Genomic DNA, 16,426 nt, shown 5'->3' with positions numbered 1-16,426 from the left:
TGTCGCCCCGCATGCGGGGAATCTTGTAAGATGTTGTTTTTGATGCCTTACGGCTGCGGGGTTAACGAATTGGAAAGGGTCCGAAAACGGCCCATAAAAATCGTCCCGCCCGGCATCGCCGGGCCACGCCCGACCTCCCCCGGAGGGCGTGTTGTTGGGTCATTCGCAAAACTTGATCGATCAAAGCTTGAGAGTGCAGCGCGATATACTTTCGTCGCAAGCGCCCTCCAGGTCGGGCGCGGCCCTTGTGTTGGAGATATCATTTAAGGGCCTCCAACTTGGAGGGATCAAAGCCGGGCAGTATCTCTGCATGCGGGCTTGTGCCTGAGACGCTGACTTTGAGACCAGTTTCTTCTAAGCGGTTCTTATATTTATCTGCTTCCTCGAAACGCTTCTCTTTTCGAAGTTCCATCCAGAAAGAAAGAAACGGCAAGAGTTCTCGCGAAACCCCATCGTAACCACCCTTTGTTGATGCGATAGAACTCGGGTACTTTGAAAGCCAGTCAATTTCTTCGGCTTTTCCAAAACCCAATAGCATAAGCGCCTTTTTGAGTGCCCCTAGTTCTTTGCCTTTAGCAAAGCCATGCATGTCGGCAATGAAGCCCGGTACATTCAAGTCATTTCGAAGCTTCTCAATTGCAAAATCTGGGAGCGGCGTCGTATCGACGTCAAGCGTCGCAATGTACCATTTGTAGAGAGTTGATTCCGCCTCCTCACGCTTCTTCTCCGTCCAGTCCATCGGCTTGCGGTAATGTGTGGACAGCATCACGAAGCGGATGACTTCGCCCGGCACGCCTTGGTCCAGCAGGTCGCGGACAGTGAAGAAATTGCCCAAGGATTTGGACATTTTCTTGCCTTCGACCTGAAGCATTTCGTTGTGCATCCAGATCTTCGCAAAGCCGTGGCCTGCGCATTTGCTTTGGGCGATTTCATTTTCATGATGCGGGAAGGTCAGGTCGTTGCCGCCGCCATGTATGTCGAACTCGGACCCCAGCCGGTCAAAGGCCATGGCGGAGCATTCGATATGCCAGCCGGGCCGCCCCCTGCCCCAAGGGCTGTCCCAGCCCGGCGTATTTTCGTCCGAGGGTTTCCAAAGCACGAAATCCATCGGGTCTTCTTTATAAGGCGCGACCTCAACCCGTGCGCCTGCGATCATGTCATCAACGGAGCGGCCCGACAGCTTGCCGTAATCTTCATAGCTGCGCACGCGGAACAAGGCGTGCCCCTCAGCAGCGTAGGCGTGCCCTTTTTCGATCAGGTCTTCGATCATCGCCACCATTTGCGGGATATACCCCGTGGCGCGCGGCATATCTGTCGGCTCTAACGCGCCAACAGCGGCCATATCGTCCAGAAACCATTGCGTCGTTTCAGCGGTGATGTCGCCGATATCGCGGCCTGTCTGGGCTGCGCGCGCGTTGATCTTGTCGTCTATGTCTGTGAAGTTTCGCACGTAATTCACTGAATCTACGCCATATTCATGGCGCAACAGGCGGAACAACATGTCAAACACCATCACAGCCCGGGCATTGCCCAGATGCGCGCGATCATAGACCGTGGGCCCGCAGACATACATGCTGACCTCATCCTTTTTGATGGGGTCCAGCACCTCTTTCGAGCGGGTCGCGGTGTTGTAGAGTTTGATCGTCATAAAGCCTCACGCGCAGGTGTCCCGGCGGGGCTTAGCAACTCAATCTTGGTATTGAAATGGTAAAGACCCGCCTGATTGATATCAGAAGGTAATGCAGCAGCAGATAATGATGCAGGTCTTGGTCATTTCGCTTGAGTAGCAGCGAAAACTGGATCGGCCAAGAGTTTTGTGCAAGCCTGCCTTTATGAGCCGTGAGATCATCAACCAATTTTGCCAAACCCTGCCCGGCGCGGAATGCACCGATCCGTGGGGCGGCGGGCATGATGCATGGAAAATCGGCGGCAAGATGTTTGCGATGATCGGCGTCATGGATGATGGCGTCTCTGTCAAAACCGCTGACGTGGCGAGCGCGGAGATGCTGATCGATATGGAACGTGCGATTAAAGCGCCGTATTTTCACCGCAGCTGGGTGCGTATTCCGTGGGGCCATGTGCCCGATGACGAGCTGCGTGAGCGCGTCGAGACATCCTACCAGCTGATCCTGTCGAAGCTTCCCAAAAAGGTTCAAAATACGTTGCGTGAGGCCGACAAATAGCGATTTGACACGGGGCTGCGCGCCGGGACAGATCTGGGCCAGATCAGCCCAAAGCGAAGACAGGATGGCGGCGCATGAAACTTTCGGAACGTATCAGCAATTTGAACGGTGGCGGCTCAGACGGGTGGGACGTTTTTTACCGTGCACGCAAGATGTTAGAGGACGGCGTTGATGTTGTTGAGCTGACCATTGGGGAGCATGACATTGGCACCGACGCCTCGATCCTAGAAGCGATGCACAAGGCCGCTTTGGGCGGGCATACGGGATATGCCATCGTTCCGGGCACCAGCGCTTTGCGCGACACCGTAGCGGAGCGACTGTCCGAGCGGACCGGCGTGGCCACAACCCGCGACAACATTTTGATCACCCCGGGCGGGCAAGCGGGGCTTTTCGCGGCCCATCATGCCACCTGCGACGAGGGCGACGTAGCCCTGCATTGCGACCCGTTTTACGCCACCTACCCCGGTACCATTCGCGGCGTGGGCGCGGTGCCGCGCCGGATCCCAACGCGGCCGGAAGCGGCGTTTCAACCGAGCTTTACCGACATCGCCAAGCAGTCGCGCGGGGCGCGGTCGATCCTGGTGAACACACCCAACAACCCGACAGGTGTGGTCTATAGCGAAGAGACAGTGAACGGCATCGCGCGGGCCTGCTGCGAATACGACCTGTGGTGCATCTCGGACGAGGTCTACGACACCCAAGTCTGGGAAGGCACGCATCTGAGCCCAAGGGCGGCGGACGGCATGGCGGCGCGCACCTTGGTGGTCGGCTCCATGTCGAAAAGCCACGCCATGACCGGCAGCCGCGTGGGCTGGGTCGCGGGGCCTGCGGAGGTGATCGAGACCATGATCAACCTCGCGACCTACACCACCTACGGCGTGCCGGGCTACATTCAGGACGCCGCCGTTTTCGCGCTGACCGCCGGGCCGGAGCTGGAGGCCCGCGTCGGCGCCCCGTTTGAACGGCGCCGCGCCATCGGGCAGCGGCTGATCGCGGGGCAAAACCTTGTGAAATTAGTGCCCTCGGGCGGCGCGATGTACATGATGCTGGATTTGCGTGCCACGGGCCTGTCGGGCGAAGAGTTTGCCAACCGGCTGCTGGACGCGCACCACATCGCGGTGATGCCGGGCGAAAGCTTTGGCGACGCCGCCGCCGGCCATATCCGTGTGGCGATGACGGTGGAAGACGCGGCGTTCGAGCGCGCCTTGGGCACCGTGTTGAGCTTTGCACAGGAGATGGCGCCATGAGCTTCCGCGCGCTGCACCGCCCCGGCGATCCGTTCATTCTGGCCAATGCCTGGGACGTGGGATCGGCGAAGATGCTGGAGGGGCTGGGCGCGGCAGCGATTGCGACCTCATCAGCGGCATTTGCCTTTACCCGCGGGCTGCCGGATGGCGGGCACACCTCGCGCGACGAGAACCTGGCGCATGCGCAGGAGCTGGTGGCGGCCGTGAACGTGCCGGTGTCGGGCGATTTTGAGGACGGGTTCGGCGCGGACCCGGATATGTGTGCGGAGACGGTACGGCTGTCGGGCGAGATTGGGCTGGCGGGGATTTGCATTGAGGACACGATTGGCGCGTCTGATCAGGTTTATGAGTTAGAGCTGGCGGTAGAGCGGATGCGCGCGGCGAGTGCTGCGGCGCGGGCCTTGAAAGACGACTTCTTCTTTGTGGCGCGGGCCGACGGGGTGATGACGGGCGGCTACGACATGGATGAGGCGATCCGGCGGGTGCAGGCCTTTGACGCGGCGGGGGCCGATGGGATTTACGTGCCGCTGCCGCCGACGATGGAGGATTTGAAGCGGGTTGTGGCGGCGACCAGCAAGCCGGTGAATGTGTTGGCTGCCGGGCGATTTACCAAGTTCAGCCGAGCGGAGTTCGCGGCCGCGGGTGTCGCGCGCATCTCCCTTGGCTCAGCGCTTGCGCGGGTGACGCATCGCGCGATCTTTGAGGCCAGCGAGGCGATGTTCGGCGCGGGTGATTTTTCACCTTTGGGTCAGGCGATGTCGGGTGATAAGGTCGATGCCCTGCTAAAACCCAAGCTTTGAAAGGAAAACAAAGACCTTGCTTTATCGTTTTTTATTAGCATTTTACGTCACTCTCCTAATGTCATTCAGCGCGGGCGCGCAATCGCTGCCGGACTACCAATCGGTGCTGGTCAATGATTTTGCGGACATCTTGTCGCCTGAGACGGAGGCCGAGCTGTCGGCAATGCTGCAAGAAGCGCGTGATACGCGCGATCATGAAATGACGGTCGTGACGATCAACAATCGCAGCGACTACGGGCAGTTTCGCGATATTGCAGAGTTTTCAAAAGACCTGTTCAACAAATGGGGCGTCGGCAATGCCGAGCGCAATGATGGGATCATGATGGTTGTCGCGGTGAAAGACCGCGATGTGCGCATTGCGCTGGGATCAGGCTACCCGGCGCGTTGGGACGGGATCGCGAAGCGCATCATTGACCGCGATATGCTACCGCGCTTTCGGGACAACGCCTATGAGCAAGGCATAATTGACGGCACGCGCGCGAGCCTGAGCCAGCTGGATATGGCGTCAAATGAGCTTCCCGAAATGAGCTTTGGGAATCGGATTTCATACTGGATCGACAACAACAAAGGCATTGCGATCCCGGTCATCATTGTTCTTGTGATGACATTTCCCTTTATCGGGTTAGCCGCGCCTTTTGCCGTGTTCTATGCCATTCGCGGCATCATCCGCCGCCGTCCTAAAAAATGCCCCGAATGCGGGCGCATCATGCTGCGCTTGGGCGATGTTCAGGAAGATCAGTACCTGACTGCCGGGCAAATTCTGGAAGAAGAGCTCGATTCAAAGAATTACGGCGTCTGGTTTTGCGAGCATGACGAGCACCTGACAATTGTAGGCTATCCAAAGTTCCGTAAACGGCACTCCGCCTGTCCAAACTGCAAATACCACACCTATGAGACGCGACGGACGACGCTTCAGGCCGCAACTTATTCAAGTGGCGGGCGTGACAGGCTGGACAGCGAATGCGAAAATTGCGGCCACACCGCGACGCGTGAAGTGTCAACACCGATGCGCGTGCGCTCAAGCGCGTCCTCCAGTGGTGGGTCAAGCGGGTCGTCTTCCAGCTTTGGCGGCGGTTCCTCGTCCGGCGGGGGCGGCTCGGGCAGCTGGTAAGCCTGCTGCCGCAAACAGACCTCTGTGACGCAAATGAGATAGAATTCACTGGCCTGCCGGATCCAACATATCCACAGGGAGGCCGTGTGATGCAAAAATCGCGCTGCAAAATGAGTTTGGTTCTGCGCACCATCGGCGCGCGCCGTGGGCGTGCGGCCCGGGGACGACCACAGATTTGATGCAAGCCCATGCCCTTTTCAACAAGGGCCCCATCAAATCAAGTGAAAGACCAAACCCATGACAGAACAAATCCGCACACGCCGTTCCGGTGGACGCGCCGCACGCATGGCCTTGCGCGCCGCACCGTTGGCCGAAGACAAACGCCCGATCCGCCCCGGCATGGAGGGCGGCACCTACAAGCCTATGACCGACGCGCAATTGCAGCGCATCCATGAAACCGCGCTCGATGCGTTGGAACAGATCGGATTGGCGGATGCGCCGCCCTCCGGCGTAGACATCCTGACCAAGGCAGGAGCCATTCTGGGCGATGACGGGCGGCTGCGTTTCCCGCGCGCCTTGGTTGAAGATATGCTTGCAAAGGCCTGTAAGGAGGTGGTTTTGCATGGACGAGACCCGGTGCATGACCTCAATCTTTCGGGCACAAAAGTGCATTATGGCACCGCCGGGGCCGCCGTGCATGTGGTTGATGTCGAGGGCATAGACTACCGCGAAAGCACGGTTCAAGACCTGTTTGATGCCGCCAAGATTGCCAACACGCTGGACAATATTCATTTCCTGCAACGCCCGATGGTCTGCCGCGACATCCCCAATAATGAAGAGATGGACCACAATTCCATTTATGCCTGCGCGCGTGGCACCACCAAACATATCGGCACGTCGTTCACCGAACCGGGCTTCGTCAAAGGCGGCATTGAGCTGCTGCATATGATTGCGGGCGGCGAAGACAAATGGCGCGCCCGGCCCTTCGTGTCCAACACCAACTGCTTCGTCGTGCCACCGATGAAATTTGCCACCGAGAGCTGTCAGGTGATGGAGGAATGCATCAAACATGGCATGCCGGTGTTGCTGCTGTCAGCGGGCATGGCGGGCGCGACCGCGCCGCCGACCGTTGCAGGCGCCATCGTGCAGGCCGTCGCCGAATGTCTGGCGGGCGTCGTCTATGTGAACGCGATCAAACCGGGCCACCCGGCGGTGTTTGGGACCTGGCCTTTCGGGCTGGACCTACGCACAGGCGCAATGTCCGTGGGATCGGGCGAGCAGGCGCTTTTGACCGCCGGATGCGCCCAGATGCACCATTTCTACGGCATCCCCGGAGGCGCCGCCGCAGGCGCGTCGGACAGCAAACTGCCCGACATGCAGGCCGGATGGGAGCAGATGTGTTCCAACGTGATGGCCGGGCTGTCGGGGCTGAATATGGTCTATGAGGCAGCGGGCATGCATGCGTCTTTGTTGGGCTTCTGCCACGAGTCGCTGATCCTGGGCGATGATTTGATCGGACAGGCGCAACGCTGCGTGCGCGGCATCGAAGTGACCGACGACACGCTGGGGCTGGAAGAGATTCGCGCAACATGCCTGGGCACCGACGGATCGGGCCTTGGCCCGGGGCATTATTTGGGCACCGACCAGACGCTGGGACTGATGGAAAGCAACTACGTGTACCCTGCCCTGGGCGACCGCACCTCACCCAAAGAATGGGCCGAAAATGACAAACCGGACCTGATTGCCAAGGCCGTTGCGCGCAAGGATGCGATACTTGCAGCCCCCTCCACGGCGGAGTTTGACCCGATTTTGGACACAGCCATTAGGGAAAAGTTCAACATTCATCTGAAATAATTGCGCCGCAGCCCATGTTTTTGCTAGAGTCCCCGCGAGCGGGGGCTCGTTGATGTGTTTAAAAGTCAGGTAGACAGATATGAAATTTACTTCCTCCGCCCTTGCGGGCTTGGCCCTTTTGGCCCTTGGCGCGTGCAGCAGCACATGGAAGACCGACTACGACGAACCTTTGTCGCCCAGCGTGACCAAGAACTGGCGCGTGACCACCGTTCAGATCGAAGTGCCCGACGCGCTGACCACATCAGAGCAGAACAGCTACGCCCCGAATTTTGACATCGTCTGGCACGGCGAACGCGAGGGCGACCGGCGCGTGCAAGTGGCCGACATCCTGCGCGAGGGCGTGACCCGCGGCGCGAAAGATTTGCGTGGCCGCAAGCCGGTGACGATCCAGCTGGTGCTGGCGCAGTTTCACGCCGTGACGCCCGCCGCCGTTCAACGCGCGCCCGCTGCGGTACATGACATTCGCTACACGATGACCGTGTTCGACAAGGCCGGCAACGCCCTGACGGAGCCGGAGCTGATCCGCGCCGACCTGCCCGCAAACGTTGGCAGCCAAGCCTATATCGCGGCCCAGGAAGGGCAAACCCAGAAGGTGCGGATCACCGACCACATTGCCAAAGTCACCGCCGGGTGGCTGGGCATTGGCCCGGACCCGCGCGTGACCTTCACCAGCATTGGACGATAAGTTAGAGCGGGCGGTAAGCTAGAGCGCTGCGGCCTCACGGGCGAGCGCTTCGATACCGGCCCAATCACCGCTTGTGACCTTGTCCTTCGGGGCAACCCAGGAGCCGCCTGCGCAGACCACGTTTGGCAGGCTTAGATAGTCGCGCGCATTCTTGATCGACACACCACCGGTGGGGCAAAAGCTGATCTGCGGGATCGGGGCGCCGATGGCTTTGAGCGCGGGCGCGCCGCCAGATGCCTCAGCGGGGAAGAATTTCAGCATCGAATAGCCGCGTTCCAAAAGCCGCATCGCCTCTGTCGCCGTGGCCGCACCGGGCAGCAGCGGCAGATCGGCATCCTCACACGCATCAAGCAGCCGGTCGGTGGCACCGGGCGAGACCCCGAATGTGGCGCCTGCCTCTTTGGCGGCGATCACGTCGGCGGGGGTCATCAACGTACCGGCGCCCACGACGCCGCCCTCGACCTTGGCCATCTCGGCGATCACCTCCAAGGCGGATGGCGTGCGCAATGTGACCTCCAAGGCGGGCAGCCCGCCAGTGACCAGAGCCTGCGCGAGCGGCTGCGCATGCGCCGCGTCATCAACGACGAGCACGGGCACAATCGGCGCCATTTGGCAAATCTTGATGGCGGCATTGCTGGCCTCAAACGGTGTCATAGTGGTGTTCCTTATCAATTTCTGGTGGCGCGGAGCCGATCTTAGACGACAACCTTAAACGACAACGCCGGCCCCGGTATCCGCGCGGCCCACGGTTTGGCGAAAGACGTCAAACAGCTCCCGCCCGATGCCATGGCCATTGTCAGACAGGTCCGGTTGCGCCGCCACGCGGTTTTCCACGCCTTCGGTCAACACTTCCAATGTCCCTGCCTTGGCGTCAACGCGAATGATATCGCCATCTTCGATTTTGGCGATCAACCCGCCGTCAACGGCCTCGGGTGAGACATGAATCGCCGCCGGGACTTTGCCCGACGCCCCGGACATCCGGCCATCCGTCACAAGGGCCACGTTGAAGCCGCGATCTTGCAGCACCGATAAGGTCGGCGTCAGCCCGTGCAGTTCGGGCATGCCATTGGCTTTGGGGCCTTGGAAACGCACAACGATGACGCAGTCGCGATCCAGTTTGTGGGCGCGCCATGCGTCTTTGACGGCCTGTTGGCCGGAGAACACGCGCGCAGGCGCTTCGATCACATGCCGATCAGGATCGACGGCGGATACTTTGATCACGGCGCGCCCAAGATTTCCGGTCAACTGCTTCAAACCACCTGTTGCCTGGAACGGGTCTGATGCTGGACGCAGGATCTTCTCATTCTCAGATTTGGCAGCTCCCGGCCCCCAGAAAATCTGACCTTTCTTTAGATGAGGTTCGGCATGGTAGTCCTTGAGACCATTGCCATAAACTGTCTTGGTGTCTGGGTGCAGCAGCCCTGCGGAGAGAAGCTCCCCGATCATATATCCCAGCCCACCAGCCGCGTGAAAATGGTTCACATCGGCCAACCCGTTCGGGTAAACGCGCGCCATCAAGGGCACGACATCGGACAGATCTGAAAGGTCTTGCAGATCGAGCTGAACACCGGCCGCGCGGGCCATGGCGATGATATGGATGATCAGATTGGTCGAGCCGCCCGTCGCCATCAGCCCCACCAGACCGTTGACGAATGTGCGTTCGTCCAGAATGTCGCAAACAGGGCGATAGTCATTGCCGAGCTTGGTAATCTCAAGGGCGCGTTGCGTCCCGGCCTCTGTCAGCGCATCGCGCAGCTCGGTGCCCGGGTTGACGAAGGACGCGCCGGGCAAGTGCAAACCCATAAATTCCATGAGCATTTGGTTCGAATTCGCAGTGCCATAGAAGGTGCAGGTTCCCGGACCGTGGTAAGACGCCATCTCTGCCTTCATCAATTCGGGACGGTCGACCTCGCCCTTCGCGAATTTCTTGCGCACGGCGGTCTTTTCGTCATTTGGAATGCCTGATGTCATCGGCCCGGCGGGCAAAAACACCCCCGGCAAGTAGCCAAATGTCGCGGCCGCGATGATCAACCCCGGCACGATCTTGTCGCAAACACCCAGATAAACCGCCGCATCAAACGTGTTGTGGCTGAGGCCCACACCCGCTGAAAGCGCAATGACATCGCGCGAAAACAGCGACAGTTCCATCCCGACCTGACCTTGCGTGACCCCGTCACACATTGCGGGCACCCCGCCTGCAACCTGCGCCGTGGCGCCGGATTTGCGGGCGACGTCTTTGATAAAGTTAGGATAGGTTTCAAACGGTTGATGCGCCGACAGCATGTCATTGTAGCTGGTGATGATGCCCAGATTGGGCGCTTGTTCGGCAACCAAAGCGTCCTTGTCAGCGCCCATTGCCGCGTAGGCATGGGCCTGATTTCCGCAGGTCAAATGACCACGGCGCGGGCCTTCTTCCGCAGCCTGCGCCATGCGCGACAGGTAAGTTTTGCGGCTTTCTTGCGACCGTTTCACGATGCGATCCGTGATCTGCGCGATAGCTGGGTTCAGTGCCATTGAGCGAGTGCCTCCATTTGGCGTGCAGATAGCAATGTTAGCGCTAACAGTCCAGCCATAGTTTTATGACAGCACGATTTGACGCAGCCCTCATGGAGCTGTGGCAAAGGTAAAGGATTTGTAAGCAATTTGTCAGATAAACTGCTCCCGCCACGCTTTTTATATGCGCATTTGGACCGAGCCCATTTGATGAAGACCACCCTTGTCACCACCGCCAAGAATGAGGGCCCCTACATTCTGGAATGGGTCGCCCATCATAAATTGCTGGGTTTTGACGACATTATTTTCTTCCAAAACGATTCCGACGATTACACCCACCAGACGCTGAAACTGTTGGAACGGCTGGGCGCGGTTCAGTATTTCTACAACCGCGCCGGGCGCGGCCAGCATCAGGTCAAAGCCTATAAACGCGCGGCGCGCAGCGACACGTTTCGCAAAGCCGATTGGGCGATTGCGCTTGATCTGGACGAATTCCTGACCATCCACACCGGTACCGGCAAAATCCATGACCTGATTGCGGCAATGCCCGACAGCGACCAGATCGTGGTGAACTGGAAGCTGTTTGGCAATGACGGGCAGGATGCGCTGAGCGACGACCTAGTGACAGGGCGGTTTACCCGCGCAGAGCCGGAGGCGCAGATTGCCAAGGATTTCTCCGGCTTCAAATCGCTGTTCAAACCCGCCAGCTTTGAACGCCCCGGCATTCACAACCCGCGTGGCAGCCGGTTTGGCGACCGCTCGGTGCGGCTGACGAATGGCTCCGGGCTTGCGCCGGGGAAATTCAAGATGAAGAACTGGCGCAGCTCTGACCCGGGGCGGCGTAAGCTGGCGCAGGTGAACCATTACGCGGTGAAGGACACGGCCAGTTATGTGGTGAAGAACGCGCGCGGCAGCGCCCATCAGGACAACCGCGGGCTGGAGACGCGGTATTGGGCGGTGAACAACTTCAATTCTGAGACGGACCTGTCGCTTGTACGCCGCTCCGGCGCTATTCTGGACGAAATGCACCGGATGGATGCGCTGACTGACGGGCGGCTGATGCACAATCGCAAGAAGGCGATCAACACCCACCGCGCCCGGTTTGACCAGCTGATGGCTTTGCCGCAAAACGTTGATCTGTTTGACAGCTGCCGCGCGATTTCAAAGTAGTGCCTAGCGGTAGAGCAGCGATTTGCCCTCCGCGAACAGGTGCAGCTTGGCAGGATCAGCCGACATCTTCAGGGTCTTGCCGCGCATATCGGTGTGGATGCCGGGCAGCTTGGCGATCACCGTGTCAGTGTCTTTACTGGAGCTAGGTGCCGCGAAATAAAGCTGCGTCACCTCCCCCAAGGCCTCTGCGATTGTGACGGTGTCGGAGAAGGCGTAATTGTCGCTGTCCGTCGCGACCATATCCTCGGGCCGGATGCCGACATTGACCTTCAGCCCCATATCATCGGCAGTGGTGGGGATATTCGCCTCGATCACCCCTGCCCCGTCATGGACCTTCACACCGGTGACGGCCCCGGTGCTGACGACCTCGCCAGCCAGCAAATTCATTGCAGGGGAGCCGATGAACTTGGCGACGAATTCATTTTCGGGCGTCTCATACAGCTCCAGTGGGGTGCCGACCTGCGCGATGGAATGGCTGTACCCATTGTCTTTCAGCGCATCGAGCACCACGATACGGGAGGCCAGCGTCATCGCTTCGACCTGATCATGGGTGACGTAAATCATTGTCGAATTCGGCATGGATTCCTTGAGCTGGGCGATCTCGATCCGGGTGGCCACGCGCAAGCTGGCATCCAGATTGGAAAGCGGCTCATCGAAAAGATAGACCTTGGGATCGCGCACGATGGAACGGCCAATGGCCACGCGTTGACGCTGCCCACCGGACAGCGCTTTGGGCAGACGGTCGAGATACTCGTCAAGCTGCAGGACTTTCGCGGCGCGGTTCACGGCCTCATCAATCTGGGCCGGGGTTTTCTTGGCCAGCTTCAGCGCGAAGGCCATGTTGTCGCGCACCGTCATATGCGGGTAGAGCGCGTAGCTTTGGAACACCATCGCGATGCCGCGCTGCGCGGGCGGGACGTCATTCATCAGATCGCCGTCGATGGTCAGCGTGCCACCGGTGATCTTCTCCAGCCCCGCGATCATGCGCAGCAATGTGGATTTGCCACAGCCGGAGGGGCCGACGAAAACGATCAGCTCGCCGGTTTTGATGTCGAGATTGATGTCTTTGAGCACATCAACCGTGCCGCCATAGGTCTTCGCAACATCGGTTAGCTTGAGATCAGCCATTGTTTTCCTCTCCCCCTCAGGCGCGGATCGCGCGCGCGAAACAGGGCTGCCAGGGCCCCAAGTTCAAAATTCCATCGGCGCCCGGATTTGCACCGCCAAGCTCGGCGCCAATCGGTTCCCATTGGCCTTGCGGCATCATCACGGTGGCCGCTGCGTCCGACAGGTTGAAGGCGCAGAATAGCTGCGTGTCGCCATCACCGCGCACAAAGCTGAGCACGTCGCCGTCGCTGCGCAATTGGCTATGCGCCCCATGGATCAACGCCGGATTGCCATGCCGGAAAGCAATGGCGCGCCGGTAGTGATGGAGCGGCGCATCCGGGTCGGCCTCCTGCCCCGCAACGCTACGCGACAGGTGGTCGGCGGAGACCGGCAGCCACGGCGTGCCGGAAGAAAAGCCACCATTTTGATTGGAGGGCTGCCACACCATCGGTGTTCGGCAGCCGTCCCGTCCTTTGAATTCGGGCCAGAATTCAATGCCATAGGGATCTTGCAGGTCCTCAAAGGCGACATCGGCCTCAAAGAGGCCAAGTTCTTCGCCCTGATACAGACAGGCGGAACCGCGCAGCGCCATCAACATCGTGATGAACATTTTTTGCGCCGCCGGGCTGAGATCCCACCGCGAGGCGTGGCGCATCACGTCATGGTTCGAGAACGCCCAGCAGGCCCAGCCTTCGGGCGCAATCTCATCGAGATGCGACAGGACTTCGACCACACGTGCGGCTGTCAGCTTGTCTTTGGCCAGAAATTCGAACGCGTAGCACATATGCACGCGGTCAGGGCCTTTGGTGTATTCGCCCAACAGTTCCAACCCGCGCTGGGCATCGCCAACCTCGCCCACAGCAGCGCGGCCCGGATATTCGTCCAGCAGCGCACGGAAGCGTTTCAGGAAGGCGATATTTTCAGGCCGGTTCTTGGAATAGAGATGTTCCTGATGGTTATACGGGTTCACCGACGGCGCGATGGTGGCATTACGTTGTTCGGGCGGCAGCGCCGGGTTATCGCGCAGGTCTTTGTCGGCGAAATAGAAGTTGATCGTATCAAGGCGGAAACCGTCCACGCCGCGTTCCAACCAAAAGCGGGTGACATCGAGCAATGCTTGCTGGACCGCTTCGGAGTGAAAGTTCAGATCGGGCTGACTGGTCAGGAAGTTGTGAAGATAATACTGCTCCCTCCCCGCATGCCATTGCCAGGCCGGGCCACCGAAAATTGACAGCCAATTGTTGGGTGGCGTGCCGTCGGGTTTTGGATCGGCCCAGACATACCAATCAGATTTTTCGCCGTCGCGGCTTTGCTGGCTTTGCTGAAACCAAGGATGCTGGTTCGATGTATGGCTGAGCACCAGATCGATCATGATTTTCAGACCAAGCTTATGTGCCGTCGCGATCAGAGTATCGAAATCTGACAGCGTGCCGAACATTGGATCGACATCGCAATAATCGCTGACATCATAGCCGAAGTCTTTCATCGGCGAGGTGAAAAACGGCGAGATCCAGATCGCATCCACGCCCAGCGATTTGATGTAGGGCAGACGTTCCGTGATGCCCGGCAGATCGCCGATCCCGTCGCCATTGCTGTCTTGGTAAGAGCGCGGATAGATCTGATAGATCACTGCACCGCGCCACCAATCGGCCTCCGACTTGGCTTGGGTTTGCAGGTTCGGGTCTTGTTGCGTCATGGCGTTTCTCTACTTAACGGAGCCGGCCAAAAGGCCGCGCACCAGATAGCGTTGCATGGTGAAGAACACGATCAGCGGGATCGCGATGGAGATGAAGGCCGCAGCGGCCAGAATGCCCCAATCCCCGCCGCGAGAACCCAGAAGGTCGTCGGCGATTTTGACCGTCATCACCCAGCTTTCGGAATTTGACGGTAGGAACACTTTGGCGACCAGCAGGTCGTTCCACGTCCACAGGAATTGGAAAATAGCGAAGCTGGCAAGCGCCGGGAAGCTGAGCGGCAGCACGATCTTCGTGAAGACCTGAAAATCTGTGGCCCCGTCGACCTTGGCGCTTTCGATAATGTCGCGCGGCAGGCCGACCATGTAGTTGCGCAAGAGGTAAATCGCCAGCGGCAGCCCAAAGCCGGTATGTGCCATCCAGATGCCAAGGAAACTTTGCCCGACCCCCATCAGGTTGTGCAGTTTCAGCATCGGCACCAGTGCCAATTGCAGCGGCACCACCAGCAGGCCGACCACCATTGCGATCAAAAGCCCCCTGCCCGGGAATTCCATCCATGCAAGCGCATAGGCCGCAAAAGCCGCGATCAGAATGGGGATGATCGTGGCCGGGATCGTCACCGTCAGCGTGTTGATGAAGGCCCGGTCCATATTGTCTGAGGTCATGATCTGCTCGTAATTGGCGAGCGAGAAATCAGGCGGCGTAGAAGACGCGAAATAGATCGAGGGCGGGCGCTTGATCTCAGCCGGTGAGGTGTAGGTGAAATCGCCGTTGGCGGCGACGGTGAGCGTGCGGTCTTTCGTCAGCTCCCCCAGATCACCGGGGGCGAAGGCGTCGGGGGCCGCGCGGCGGCCGCCGAAACGCTCGACCTTGCCCGATCCGTCCGCGCCGAAGATGTTGCCTTCCAGAACGTAAAGCCCGTCTTTTTCCACCGGGTCGCCCTCGGCCTTCACGGCGAAGTTTTGCACCACAGGCAGCGCAGAGGCCCACCAGCCCTGCGCCGTGATCTGGTCCCGGTCGCGGAAGCTGGACACCAGCAGGCCGATGGTGGGCACCAGCCACAAAAGCACGAGGAAGACGACCGACAGGTGGACGGCCCATGTGAGCGATGATTTGGTTCCGGCAATGTTGTCCATCAGCGCATCTCCTGCCGGGCTTGGCGAATGTTCCAGATCATCACCGGCAGCACGATCAGCATGATCACGAAGGCCACAGCGGTCGCCCGCCCGTCATCGCGGAACATGTAGGACATCATGTAGCTGGGCAGAATCTCCGTGCCGAAATTGCCGCCGGTCATGGTGTAGACGATGTCGAACACCTTCAGGACCAGAATGGTGATCGTGGTCCAGACCACCACAATGGTGCCCATGATCTGCGGCACCTTGATCTTGAAGAAGATTTGGAACGGGTTGGCCCCGTCGATGATCGCGGCCTCGATGGTTTCCTCAGGGATGCCACGCAGGGCGGCGGACAGGATCACCATGGCGAAGCCCGTCTGGATCCAGATCAGGATGACCATCAGGAAGAAATTATTCCAGAACCGCAGCTGCAGCACGTCCAGCGTTTCGGTCGCGCCAAAGGCGAAGCGGATCGCGTTGATCATGCCGATGTCAGGGTTGTTGGCGTAAACGAATTTCCAGATCAGCGACGCACCGACGAAGGAAATGGCCATCGGCATGAAGATCAGCGACTTGGCGATATTGCCCCATGCGATGCGATCCGTCAGCTGCGCGACCAACAGGCCCAGGAAGGTGGAGGCGGCAGGGACAACAATCATCCACAGGACGTTGTTCCAGAACGCGGTGCCGAAGCCCGGATCGTTCCACAGCGAGACGTAGTTGCCGAAGGCAATGAATTCATCGCCCGACCGGTTGAAAAGCGAGCGGTAGAAGGAGCCTACGACCGGGTAGAGCAAATAAAGGCTCAGCGCGAACATGGCCGGGAACAGGAACAGCCACGGGCGCACCATATTGGCGCGGTTGATGTTGCGGCCCGGATTATCGGCCTGCGGGGGGAAGATGAATTTGTCGAGGATCAGGTTGGAGGCGAAAAAGTAGCCGACACAGCCGCCCACCCCGATCACGATTGTCAAAATGCCTTGAAGAATGGGTGACATGAACGATCCCTCCCCGATCGAGCGTG

14 protein-coding genes are annotated in these 16,426 nt (G+C 59.4%); 7 read left to right on the top strand and 7 right to left on the bottom strand.

What is annotated here, in order from left to right:
- Positions 1 to 259: 259 nt before the first annotated feature.
- The gene (cysS, locus tag ACZ1G7_RS01695; protein WP_472661805.1) at positions 260 to 1,648 is read right to left on the bottom strand and encodes a cysteine--tRNA ligase; all 1,389 of its coding nucleotides are present in this window, start codon (positions 1,646 to 1,648) and stop codon (positions 260 to 262) included.
- A gap of 184 nt (positions 1,649 to 1,832) precedes the next feature.
- Between cysS and ACZ1G7_RS01690 the strand changes: the two genes are divergently transcribed.
- The 6 genes from ACZ1G7_RS01690 (at position 1,833) to ACZ1G7_RS01665 (ending at position 7,820) form a co-directional block, all read left to right on the top strand.
- The gene (locus ACZ1G7_RS01690) at positions 1,833 to 2,183 is read left to right on the top strand and encodes an MmcQ/YjbR family DNA-binding protein (RefSeq protein ID WP_472661804.1); all 351 of its coding nucleotides are present in this window, start codon (positions 1,833 to 1,835) and stop codon (positions 2,181 to 2,183) included.
- Positions 2,184 to 2,257: 74 nt separating this feature from the next.
- Positions 2,258 to 3,430, top strand: coding sequence for a pyridoxal phosphate-dependent aminotransferase (locus ACZ1G7_RS01685; RefSeq protein WP_472661803.1), 1,173 nt, complete (start codon positions 2,258 to 2,260; stop codon positions 3,428 to 3,430).
- Positions 3,427 to 4,230, top strand: a complete 804-nt coding sequence (locus ACZ1G7_RS01680; RefSeq protein ID WP_472661801.1) for an isocitrate lyase/PEP mutase family protein — start codon at positions 3,427 to 3,429, stop codon at positions 4,228 to 4,230. Before ACZ1G7_RS01685 ends, ACZ1G7_RS01680 begins: the two co-directional genes overlap by 4 nt.
- A 58-nt stretch (positions 4,231 to 4,288) precedes the next feature.
- Positions 4,289 to 5,341, top strand: coding sequence for a TPM domain-containing protein (locus tag ACZ1G7_RS01675; protein ID WP_472661799.1), 1,053 nt, complete (start codon positions 4,289 to 4,291; stop codon positions 5,339 to 5,341).
- Between the two features lie 237 nt (positions 5,342 to 5,578).
- Entirely contained in the window at positions 5,579 to 7,135 is a 1,557-nt protein-coding gene (locus ACZ1G7_RS01670) for a trimethylamine methyltransferase family protein (protein ID WP_472661797.1), read from the top strand.
- Between the two features lie 79 nt (positions 7,136 to 7,214).
- Positions 7,215 to 7,820 (top strand): DUF6778 family protein, encoded by a 606-nt coding sequence (locus ACZ1G7_RS01665; RefSeq protein ID WP_472661796.1) that lies wholly within the window; start codon positions 7,215 to 7,217, stop codon positions 7,818 to 7,820.
- Positions 7,821 to 7,838: 18 nt separating this feature from the next.
- On the opposite strand, the gene eda is transcribed toward ACZ1G7_RS01665, so the two are convergent.
- Together eda and edd are read right to left on the bottom strand one after the other, a co-directional pair.
- Positions 7,839 to 8,474: a bifunctional 4-hydroxy-2-oxoglutarate aldolase/2-dehydro-3-deoxy-phosphogluconate aldolase gene (eda, locus tag ACZ1G7_RS01660; RefSeq protein ID WP_472661794.1), complete on the bottom strand. Its 636-nt coding sequence runs from the start codon at positions 8,472 to 8,474 to the stop codon at positions 7,839 to 7,841.
- Between the two features lie 54 nt (positions 8,475 to 8,528).
- Positions 8,529 to 10,334 carry a phosphogluconate dehydratase gene (gene edd, locus ACZ1G7_RS01655; protein WP_472661792.1) on the bottom strand — a complete coding sequence of 602 codons (1,806 nt, stop codon included), beginning with the start codon at positions 10,332 to 10,334 and terminating at the stop codon, positions 8,529 to 8,531.
- A 189-nt stretch (positions 10,335 to 10,523) separates the two neighbouring features.
- Between edd and ACZ1G7_RS01650 the strand changes: the two genes are divergently transcribed.
- Complete coding sequence (locus ACZ1G7_RS01650) at positions 10,524 to 11,483, top strand: glycosyltransferase family 2 protein (protein ID WP_472661791.1); 960 nt, start codon at positions 10,524 to 10,526, stop codon at positions 11,481 to 11,483.
- Positions 11,484 to 11,486: 3 nt separating this feature from the next.
- Here the strand turns inward: ACZ1G7_RS01650 and ACZ1G7_RS01645 are convergent, their stop codons facing one another.
- Genes ACZ1G7_RS01645 through ACZ1G7_RS01630 form a run of 4 tightly spaced genes read right to left on the bottom strand, consistent with a single transcriptional unit; the run spans position 11,487 to position 16,400 of the window.
- A complete protein-coding gene (locus ACZ1G7_RS01645; RefSeq protein WP_472661789.1) occupies positions 11,487 to 12,611 on the bottom strand; it encodes an ABC transporter ATP-binding protein in 1,125 nt (374 codons plus the stop codon).
- 16 nt (positions 12,612 to 12,627) lie between these two features.
- Positions 12,628 to 14,286: an alpha-amylase family glycosyl hydrolase gene (locus ACZ1G7_RS01640; RefSeq protein ID WP_472661787.1), complete on the bottom strand. Its 1,659-nt coding sequence runs from the start codon at positions 14,284 to 14,286 to the stop codon at positions 12,628 to 12,630.
- A gap of 9 nt (positions 14,287 to 14,295) precedes the next feature.
- Entirely contained in the window at positions 14,296 to 15,420 is a 1,125-nt protein-coding gene (locus ACZ1G7_RS01635) for a carbohydrate ABC transporter permease (RefSeq protein WP_472661785.1), read from the bottom strand.
- Positions 15,420 to 16,400, bottom strand: coding sequence for a carbohydrate ABC transporter permease (locus ACZ1G7_RS01630; RefSeq protein WP_472661783.1), 981 nt, complete (start codon positions 16,398 to 16,400; stop codon positions 15,420 to 15,422). The genes ACZ1G7_RS01635 and ACZ1G7_RS01630 overlap by 1 nt, the downstream gene beginning before the upstream one ends.
- Positions 16,401 to 16,426 lie beyond the last annotated feature (26 nt).

Source organism: Litoreibacter sp. JB4-2, from assembly GCF_055693445.1.
Note: the sequence above shows the minus strand (reverse complement) of the source record. Positions and strands in the feature narration are given on the sequence as shown.

Bases quoted from the DNA above. Each gene is read 5' to 3' on its own strand.
- cysS (WP_472661805.1), bottom strand. From the start codon at position 1,648: ATGACGATCAAACTCTACAACACCGCGACCCGCTCGAAAGAGGTGCTG.
- ACZ1G7_RS01690 (WP_472661804.1), top strand. From the start codon at position 1,833: ATGAGCCGTGAGATCATCAACCAATTTTGCCAAACCCTGCCCGGCGCG.
- ACZ1G7_RS01685 (WP_472661803.1), top strand. From the start codon at position 2,258: ATGAAACTTTCGGAACGTATCAGCAATTTGAACGGTGGCGGCTCAGAC.
- ACZ1G7_RS01680 (WP_472661801.1), top strand. From the start codon at position 3,427: ATGAGCTTCCGCGCGCTGCACCGCCCCGGCGATCCGTTCATTCTGGCC.
- ACZ1G7_RS01675 (WP_472661799.1), top strand. From the start codon at position 4,289: ATGTCATTCAGCGCGGGCGCGCAATCGCTGCCGGACTACCAATCGGTG.
- ACZ1G7_RS01670 (WP_472661797.1), top strand. From the start codon at position 5,579: ATGACAGAACAAATCCGCACACGCCGTTCCGGTGGACGCGCCGCACGC.
- ACZ1G7_RS01665 (WP_472661796.1), top strand. From the start codon at position 7,215: ATGAAATTTACTTCCTCCGCCCTTGCGGGCTTGGCCCTTTTGGCCCTT.
- eda (WP_472661794.1), bottom strand. From the start codon at position 8,474: ATGACACCGTTTGAGGCCAGCAATGCCGCCATCAAGATTTGCCAAATG.
- edd (WP_472661792.1), bottom strand. From the start codon at position 10,334: ATGGCACTGAACCCAGCTATCGCGCAGATCACGGATCGCATCGTGAAA.
- ACZ1G7_RS01650 (WP_472661791.1), top strand. From the start codon at position 10,524: ATGAAGACCACCCTTGTCACCACCGCCAAGAATGAGGGCCCCTACATT.
- ACZ1G7_RS01645 (WP_472661789.1), bottom strand. From the start codon at position 12,611: ATGGCTGATCTCAAGCTAACCGATGTTGCGAAGACCTATGGCGGCACG.
- ACZ1G7_RS01640 (WP_472661787.1), bottom strand. From the start codon at position 14,286: ATGACGCAACAAGACCCGAACCTGCAAACCCAAGCCAAGTCGGAGGCC.
- ACZ1G7_RS01635 (WP_472661785.1), bottom strand. From the start codon at position 15,420: ATGGACAACATTGCCGGAACCAAATCATCGCTCACATGGGCCGTCCAC.
- ACZ1G7_RS01630 (WP_472661783.1), bottom strand. From the start codon at position 16,400: ATGTCACCCATTCTTCAAGGCATTTTGACAATCGTGATCGGGGTGGGC.